The sequence below is a fragment of the Agromyces litoreus genome, from assembly GCF_040496015.1.
GTDB classification, from domain to species: domain Bacteria; phylum Actinomycetota; class Actinomycetes; order Actinomycetales; family Microbacteriaceae; genus Agromyces; species Agromyces litoreus.
Window position 1 is genome coordinate 63,247 of record NZ_JBEPKA010000018.1, and the last position, 7,772, is coordinate 71,018.

General features: G+C 73.2%; 8 protein-coding genes. 4 read left to right on the forward strand and 4 right to left on the reverse strand.

All coding sequences use genetic code 11. The annotated features are described in order from the left end of the window. The first annotated feature begins 400 nt into the window (after positions 1 to 400). A complete protein-coding gene (locus tag ABME01_RS13355) occupies positions 401 to 1,519 on the forward strand; it encodes a cytochrome b/b6 domain-containing protein (RefSeq protein ID WP_353828916.1) in 1,119 nt (372 codons plus the stop codon). A 61-nt stretch (positions 1,520 to 1,580) separates the two neighbouring features. Here ABME01_RS13355 and ABME01_RS13360 read toward each other — a convergent pair whose 3' ends face one another. The 3 genes from ABME01_RS13360 to ABME01_RS13370 are packed head-to-tail and all read right to left on the reverse strand — an operon-like array spanning position 1,581 to position 4,142. Beyond that, positions 1,581 to 2,378: an ABC transporter permease subunit gene (locus ABME01_RS13360; protein WP_353828917.1), complete on the reverse strand. Its 798-nt coding sequence runs from the start codon at positions 2,376 to 2,378 to the stop codon at positions 1,581 to 1,583. Further along, positions 2,375 to 3,349 carry an ABC transporter ATP-binding protein gene (locus ABME01_RS13365; protein ID WP_353828918.1) on the reverse strand — a complete coding sequence of 325 codons (975 nt, stop codon included), beginning with the start codon at positions 3,347 to 3,349 and terminating at the stop codon, positions 2,375 to 2,377. Before ABME01_RS13365 ends, ABME01_RS13360 begins: the two co-directional genes overlap by 4 nt. 40 nt (positions 3,350 to 3,389) lie before the next feature. After that, on the reverse strand, positions 3,390 to 4,142 hold the full coding sequence (locus tag ABME01_RS13370; RefSeq protein ID WP_353828919.1) for a TetR/AcrR family transcriptional regulator: 753 nt from the start codon (positions 4,140 to 4,142) through the stop codon (positions 3,390 to 3,392). Positions 4,143 to 4,304: 162 nt separating this feature from the next. Here ABME01_RS13370 and ABME01_RS13375 point away from each other — a divergent pair, with 162 nt between their 5' ends. From ABME01_RS13375 to ABME01_RS13385, 3 genes are read left to right on the forward strand one after another with little or no spacing between them, the layout of a single operon-like run. Next, positions 4,305 to 5,354 carry an aldo/keto reductase gene (locus tag ABME01_RS13375; protein ID WP_353828920.1) on the forward strand — a complete coding sequence of 350 codons (1,050 nt, stop codon included), beginning with the start codon at positions 4,305 to 4,307 and terminating at the stop codon, positions 5,352 to 5,354. A gap of 57 nt (positions 5,355 to 5,411) precedes the next feature. Next, complete coding sequence (locus tag ABME01_RS13380; protein WP_353828921.1) at positions 5,412 to 6,797, forward strand: M16 family metallopeptidase; 1,386 nt, start codon at positions 5,412 to 5,414, stop codon at positions 6,795 to 6,797. Between the two features lie 26 nt (positions 6,798 to 6,823). Then, complete coding sequence (locus ABME01_RS13385) at positions 6,824 to 7,429, forward strand: histidine phosphatase family protein (RefSeq protein ID WP_353828922.1); 606 nt, start codon at positions 6,824 to 6,826, stop codon at positions 7,427 to 7,429. A 27-nt stretch (positions 7,430 to 7,456) separates the two neighbouring features. On the opposite strand, the gene ABME01_RS13390 is transcribed toward ABME01_RS13385, so the two are convergent. Further along, positions 7,457 to 7,772: GNAT family N-acetyltransferase (locus tag ABME01_RS13390; protein ID WP_353828923.1), on the reverse strand; the 316-nt coding region annotated here is incomplete at its 5' end.

Sequence of the window (7,772 nt, forward strand, 5' to 3'; positions counted from 1 at the left end):
CCGGCTCCGCAGTGGCCTGCCCCGCGTCCGCGGCGGTCGACCGTGGCCTGAGGCCGAACCCGCCCGCGACACCATGGCGTCCGAGCCGATGGAGGCCGAGCCCGCCGTCCGACCCGGTGCTCCGGTCGAGCCCGACGTCGTCGCGGATTCCGCGAGCACGGCGCCGCCTGTCGCGCGCCGTACCTCCGCTCCGGGTGTGGTGGCCGGCGCGGCGCTCCGCCGGGGTCTGCCTCGGATTCCCGGGGGAGAACCCTGGCCGCCGCCGGTCGAGTCCGCCGCCGAGCCGGTCGCGGCCGCCCCTGCGCCGGCCGCTGGGCCCGCGTCGACCGCTGTCGCCGCGCCATCCGCCCCGGCCGCGGAGTCTCCGGCAGCGCCGTCCTCGTCCGCGGCGTCGTCCGACGTGACGCCTCCGACGACGACGACGGCGGCGACGACGCCCGCGCCCGCGCCGGCGACGCCCGCGACGACGCCCGCGCCCGCGGCATCCGCAGCGCCGCCCGAACCCTCGGCCCGGGCGGCCGCGGCCGTGACGTCGACCGCGGCGGCCGACGCCGCCGCGCCCGCCGATCGACCCGCGGCCTCCGGCGCCTCCGCGCAGCCGGACGCGAAGCGATACGGCCCCCTGACGCCCAGGCAGTGGGTCGGCGCATCCGTCGTGGGCGTCCTCGCGATCATCGGTGCCGCGACCATCGTCGTCCAGCTCACCCGGTGGTTCCTCGGGCTGGATGCCATGCAGGACTTCCTCGCGACCTACCCCGGCGAGACCGCCCTGCCGGAGGGTGCGCCGGTCGGGTTCCCGGCATGGCTCGGCTGGCAGCACTTCTTCAACGTGTTCCTCATCGTGCTGATCATCCGCTCGGGCCTGCAGGTGCGCACGGAACGGCGCCCGCCGGCGTACTGGACGCCGCGCTGGTCGAAGGGCGGCCAGGGGAGCAGGATCAGCCTCACCCTCTGGTTCCACCAGTCGCTCGACGTCCTGTGGCTCGTCAACGGCATCGTCTTCGTCGTGCTGCTCGTCGTCACGGGCCAGTGGATGCGCGTCGTGCCGACCAGCTGGGAGATCGTCCCGAACGCGGTGTCGGCCGCGCTGCAGTACCTCTCGCTCGACTGGCCGCTCGAGGACGGCTGGGTCAACTACAACAGCCTCCAGGTGCTCGCCTACTTCGCGACGATCTTCATCGCGGCGCCGCTCGCGGCGATCACCGGCGCGCGGATGTCGGGGCTGTGGCCGAAGCACGCGGCGCGGCTCAACCGGATCTACCCGGTGGAATGGGCGCGCGCGGTGCACTTCCCGGTGATGCTGTACTTCGTCGGATTCATCGTCGTGCACGTCGCGCTGGTGTTCCTCACCGGTGCCCTCCGCAACCTCAACCACATGTACGCGGCGCAGGACGGCGACGGCTGGCTCGGGTTCTGGCTCTTCGTCGGCTCGGTCGTCGTCATCGCGGCGGCCTGGGTCGCCGCCCGCCCGACCGTGCTCGCGCCGGTCGCCGGGCTGCTCGGGAAGGTCGGTCGATAGATCGACCGGCGGATGCCGCGGCGCCGCCCCGCACGGGGCGCACGCTGCGGCATCCGCTCGTTCAGACCGCGATGTCGCGGCGACGGAACACGAGCCAGCCGACCGCGAGCAGGGCGGCGACGACGACGTAGTTCAGCCAGATCGTGCCGTCCCATCCGTTCAGGATCGGCGAGTCGCCGTACGCCCAGCTGTACGGCGACCAGTCGTGCAGCCACGAGAGGTCGTCGCTCTGGTTCCCGAGGGCGTTGAGCGCGTACGCGTACACCGCGACGCCCGAACCGGCACTGACCGCCCAGGACCGACGGCCCGTGACGGCGCCGACGCCGATCGCCGCCGCTGCGGCCAGCGACACCAGCCCGAGGAATGCGACGGCGGTCGCGACGAGGTTGCCGAACTCGATCCCGAGCTCCGAGGGCTCGTTGAGCGCCATGACGACCACGACGCTCACGGTCGACAGCCACACGAGCTTGACGAGCACCGCGGCCGCGCGCTCGGCGAGAACCTGCCCGCGGAGCACGCCATGGGCGAGCGTGAGTTCGAGCTGGCCGTTCTCCTCGTCGTTCGCGATCGCCTCCGTGCCCCATCCGACGGCCGCGATCGTGAGGAGCACGAATCCGATGAGGCCGTAGAACGTCGCCTGGGCGTACCCCGGTCCCGATCCGATCTGGTCGTAGTTCAGCGACCTGACGAGCTCGGGTGGCAGCGTGTCGATGATCTGCTGCATCTGGCCGTTGCCACCGAACGAGGGGTACAGCGGCAGGTAGAGGAACAGCGCCGCGAGGATGCCGATCGTCCAGCCCACGAGGCCGCGCCAGCCGTCGAGGATCGATCGGCGGAACAGGGGGAGTGCGCGGCTCATCGCTTCGCCGCCTTCCGGTCGTCCTGGACGGGTTCCGCCGTGGACGAGACGTCGGCGCCGTAGTACGCGAGCACCATCTCCTCGAGGTCGGGTTCCTCCATCGTCAGGTCGATGACGTCGAGGCGCGCGACGGCCTTGACGAAGGCATCGACGTGGGCGTCGAGCGTCGCGGACAGCGCGACGGTGCCGGGACCGTTCGGCACTGCAGCGAGGCCGGCAACCCCGTGGAGCGAGTCGAGCGTGGCGCGCGCGTCGGCGGCATCCGCCTCGGCCACGACGACCTTGACGTGCCGCACCGCGTTCTCGCGGAGCGCGGCGACCGTCGAGCGCTCGACGATGCGACCCTGCTTGAGGATGGCGATCTCGTGCGCCGTCTGCTGGACCTCGCTCAGGACGTGCGAACTCAGGAAGACCGTCTGGCCCTTGGCCTTCGCCTCGTGCAGCATCGCGTGGAACTCCTGCTGCACGAGCGGGTCGAGTCCGCTCGTCGGCTCGTCCAGGACGAGCAGCTCGGGCTCGTGCATGAACGCCTGGATCAGGCCGATCTTCTGCTTGTTGCCCTTGGACAGGCTGCGGACGGGTCGACCGAGGTCGACGCCGAGCCGGTCGGCGAGGTCGTCCACCGCGCTCGGGCGGACGGGGCCGGAGATCTCGGCGTAGTGCGCGAGGAACTCGCGGCCCTTCACACGCGTGCCGAGGTGGAGTTCGCCGGGCAGGTACCCGATGCGGCGGCGGAGTCCGGCGGCGCCCTCGCGGGGCGAGCGGCCGAGGACGGCCAGCTCGCCCGACGTGGGGCGGATGATGTCGAGCAGCAGTCGCATGGTCGTGGTCTTGCCTGCGCCGTTCGGCCCGATCATCCCGAACACGCTGCCGCGCGGGATGTCGAGGTCGAGGCCGTGCAGGGCGGTGGTGGCGCCGTAGCGCTTGACGAGTCCGCGCGTGCTGACGGCGGCTCCGGTGTCGGTGGTCATCGGGGTCCTCTCGTGGTCGATGGGGATGGGAGAGCGTGCCTCAGGGGCGCGCGGTTCCCTCGACCGGAGGATCCGGGTCCTGCACCGGGTTGCCGGGACCCTTGTCGGAGCGGACGTGCGGGACCGGGTCGGCGTCGGGCGACTCGGCGGCGTGGCCCGCGGATGCCGCGGCGAGCGCGTCGCGGGCGGCGTCGAGCAGTCGCGTGTCGGTGTACAGGCCGTGCGTGTAGAGCTCGAGCGTGGGCATGGTCATCCGGCGCACCGTGGCGGGGGAGTCGATCGGCGCGCCGAGCACGCGCGCCAGCTGCGTGCGCAGCAGCAGTGGGGCCAGGCCGTACACCGTCATCATGACGGCCCGGAGCTCGGGGTCGCCGGAGTCGCGCATGGCGCCGTCGGCGACGCCGCGATCGAGCATCGCGCGGGTCTCGGCGAGCAGGAGGTCGAAGAGGCGCTCGCCCCCCGGCGTGCCGTCGGCGATCATGCTGGCGAGGTAGTCGAGGACGCCGCGGAACCGCACTGGGTCCTCGAGCCACTCCCGGATCGCCGCGCTGACCGCGCCCGTGTTCGTGCGGTCCTTCTCGTCCATGAGCTGGCGCACGAGCCATTCGTCGCATGCGCGCCGCAGCCCCTCCTTCGAGCCGAAGTGGTGGATCACGAGCCCCGCGCTGACGCCTGCGTCGGCGGCGATGTCGCGCAGGCTCGTGTCGGCGTAGCCCCGCGCCCCGAACCGCGCCACCGCGGCATCGCGGATGCGGGCCACCGTGGTGGCGTCCTCGGCCCGCACTGAACGCATGTTCAACATGCTAAACGAGTGTTCAATCCGGCCGCAATACCCGGCGCGCACGCCATCGGGAACGTGCCGTTCACCAACAATTGGGTAACGCGACCCGTCAGGCGCAACGACCTCGTTCGTTCCTGACATACCCTCGTATCCAATCCTGGGGAGGAGGATCGCGTGACACGACGACACGCGCTGCCGGCCGCCGCCGTCGCGGCGCCGGATCGCATGGGGGAGCCGGACGAGCGCGACCCGTCCACGACGACTGTCGATCTCGAGACGAACGCGGTGTCCGGGCCCATCCCGGTCGCCAGGCGCGCCGGCATCGGCGAGACCGGCATCGAGGCGCATCCGCTCGCACTCGGCACGAGCGCGTTCGGCCGGAGGCTCGGCACCGCGGCGGGGGCCGCGATCCTCGATCGGTTCGTCGCACTCGGCGGCACGCTCGTCGATGCCGCGGACGGCGCGGCGGACGGCGTCGGCGAGACCGTCATCGGCGAGTGGGTCCGCTCACGCGGCGCGCACGACCGGATCGGCGTCGTCGCGGCGATCGGGCGGCAGCCGGACGGCGTCGGGCTCGCACCGGCGTCGATCGCGCGCTCGGTCGACGCCTCGCTCATGCGTCTCGGCGTCGACCGGATCGACGTGCTCTGCCTGCGCGACGACCACCCCGAGGTCCCGCTCGAGGAACGTCTCGGTGCGGTCCATGCGCTGGTGGCCGCGGGCAAGGTGCGGACGGTCGGCGCGTCGGACCTCACGCCCGAACGGCTCATCGAGGCCCGCGTGCTCGCCGCGAACGGACTGCCCCGATTCCAGGTGATGACCGCACGCTACAACCTGCTCGAGCGGCGCGGGTTCGAGGGCGCGACCGAGCTCGTCGCCCACGCGCAGGGGATCCCGGTGCTGGCCCATACCGCGCTCGCGCACGGATTCCTCGGCGGCGCCGTCCGCCGGCGATCCGATCTCCGCCGCGAGCCGGGGGGCGACCCGCGGGCGCGACACCTCGGCCGGCGGGGCCTGCGCGTCCTGCGCGCGCTCGACGAGGTCGCGCTCGCGCACGGGACGGTCCCGGCGGCCGTCGCGATCGCCTGGCTCCTCGGCCGCCCGAACGTCGTCGCGCCGGTCGCGGCCGTGAGCCGGCCCGAGCAGGTCGACGCGCTGCTCGCGGCGGCCTCCGTGGAGCTGCACCGGTCCGAGATCGTGGAGCTCGACCGCGCGTCGGCCTGAGCCCCGACGGCCGCGCTCCCGGCGGCGACGCGCCGCCGCGTGGCTTAGGCTGGACGGGTGAACGGCGCCGTCGACCTCCAGCTCGGTGAGCCCGAACTCACCTTCCGGGCGGCCGGCGACACGCTCGTCCGTCGTTCGGTCCTCCCGTCGGGGGTCCGCGTCCTGAGCGAGCAGATGCCGGGCAGCCGCAGCGCCACGGTCGGCTTCTGGGTCGCGGTCGGCTCGCGCGACGAGCACCCCGCCGAGACCGGCCACTCCGCGACCTTCGGGTCCACGCACTTCCTCGAGCACCTGCTGTTCAAGGGCACCGCGACCCGGAGCGCCCTCGACATCGCGGTCGCGTTCGACGCGGTCGGCGGCGAGCACAACGCCGTCACCGCCAAGGAGTACACCTGCTACTTCGCCAAGGTGCAGGACCGCGACCTGTCGATGGCCGTGGAGGTGCTCGCCGACATGTTCACCTCCTCGGTGCTCGACCCCGACGACTTCGAGAGCGAACGCGGCGTCATCCTCGAGGAGCTCGCGATGGCCGGCGACGACCCGGCGGACGTCGCGAACGAGCGGTTCTTCGAGGCCGTGCTCGGCACGCACCCGCTCGCGCGACCGATCGGCGGAGATCCCGCGACGATCTCGGCCGCGACGCGCGACGCCGTGCGCGAGCACTACCGGGCGAGCTATCGGGCCCGCGACCTCGTCGTGACGGCGGCGGGCGCCGTCGACCACGACGCGCTCGTCAGCGGCCTCACCGAGGCGCTCGCCGCGGCCGGATGGGACCTCGACGTCGCCGCCGCTCCCGTCGACCGCCGGCCCACCGAGCCGGCGCTCGTGGAAGGGAGGTCGCCGCTGACCGTGGTCGATCGCCCGGGGGAGCAGGCCCACCTCGTGATGGGCGTGCCGGGCCTCGTCGCGACCGACGACGACCGCGCGACGCTGAGCGTGCTGAACACGGTGTTCGGCGCGGGCATGTCCTCGCGGCTGTTCCAGCAGATCCGGGAACGGCGGGGCCTCGCCTACGCCGTCTACTCGTTCGCACCCGGATACTCGGACGCCGGGGTCTTCGGCATGTACGCGGGGTGCGCGCCGAAGAACGCGGCGACCGTCGCCGCGCTCATGCGGACGGAGCTCGAGCGGCTCGCCCACCACGGCGTGACCGACGACGAGCTCACCCGCGCGACCGGCTACCTCGGCGGCGCCTCGGCGCTCGCGCTCGAGGACTCCGACACGCGGATGTCGCGACTCGGCCGCGCCGAGCTCGCGCTGGGGGAATTCGCCGACCTCGACGAGGCATTGCGCCGCGTCGGACGCGTCACTGCCGACGACGTCCGCGCGCTCGCGACGGAACTGGCCGCCCGGCCGTTCTCGCTCGTCGCCGTCGGCCCGGTGGACGAACGGACCTTCCGGTCCGTCGTCGACCAGCCCGATGCCCGATCCGACGTCGCCTAGCGACGCCCCGACCTCAGGACCCGACCGTGCCCCACCACCTCTACCTCGTCCGACACGGCGAGCAGCTCGACGCCGAACACGGCCTCCCCGACGGCCCCCTCTCGCCGCGCGGACGCCGACAGGCCGAACTGCTCGCCGAACGCCTCGGCGGCATCCCGTTCGACGCCGCCTACCACTCGCCGCTCCAGCGCGCCGCCGAGACCGCGGACATCATCGCGAAGAAGCTCCCGGCACTGAAGCCCGAGCCGTCGCCGCTGCTGTTCGACTGCGTCCCGTCGGGCCCCGCCCCGGAGACGCCCGCGGCCTACGCGCCCTTCTTCGGCTCCTTCACCGAGCTCGACTTCGAGGCCGGCCGCGCGCAGATGGCCGACGCGAACGCCGAGTTCCTCCGCTCGCACCGCGAGGACCGGCACGACCTGCTGATCACCCACAACTTCGTCATCGGATGGTTCGTACGGGAGGTCCTCGGCGCACCGGAATGGCGCTGGGCGACGATCAACCAGGCGAACTGCGGGCTCACGGTGCTCACGCAGCGCGCACCGGGCCGGCCCTGGACGCTCGTCGTGCACAACGACCTCGCCCACCTGCCGCCCGAGCTGCGCACCGGCCTGCCGGACACGTACGCGCTCTGAGCGTCCCGCGCGGCCGGGCGAGCGGGATCAGTCGGCTGGGCCGGCGGGGGTCGTGACCGGCTTTCCGTACCAGTTCGTGGCGTTCGGGTTCTCGTTGTAGGGCTCGATGGCCGCGTAGCCGCGCGACGCGTAGAGCCGGCCCGCCGCGGCGAGGCTCGCGTTGGTGTCGAGCACCAGCTCCTGCGCGCCGAACCCGACGGCGCGACGCTCGAGCTCGTCGAGCAGCATCCGACCCCCGCCGCGCCCGCGCGCCGCCGGCGCGAGCCAGAGGTGCTTGACCTCGTACCGTTCGAGGCCGTCGGGCGACGGTGCGATGCGGCGGACGCCGCCGCATCCGACGGGG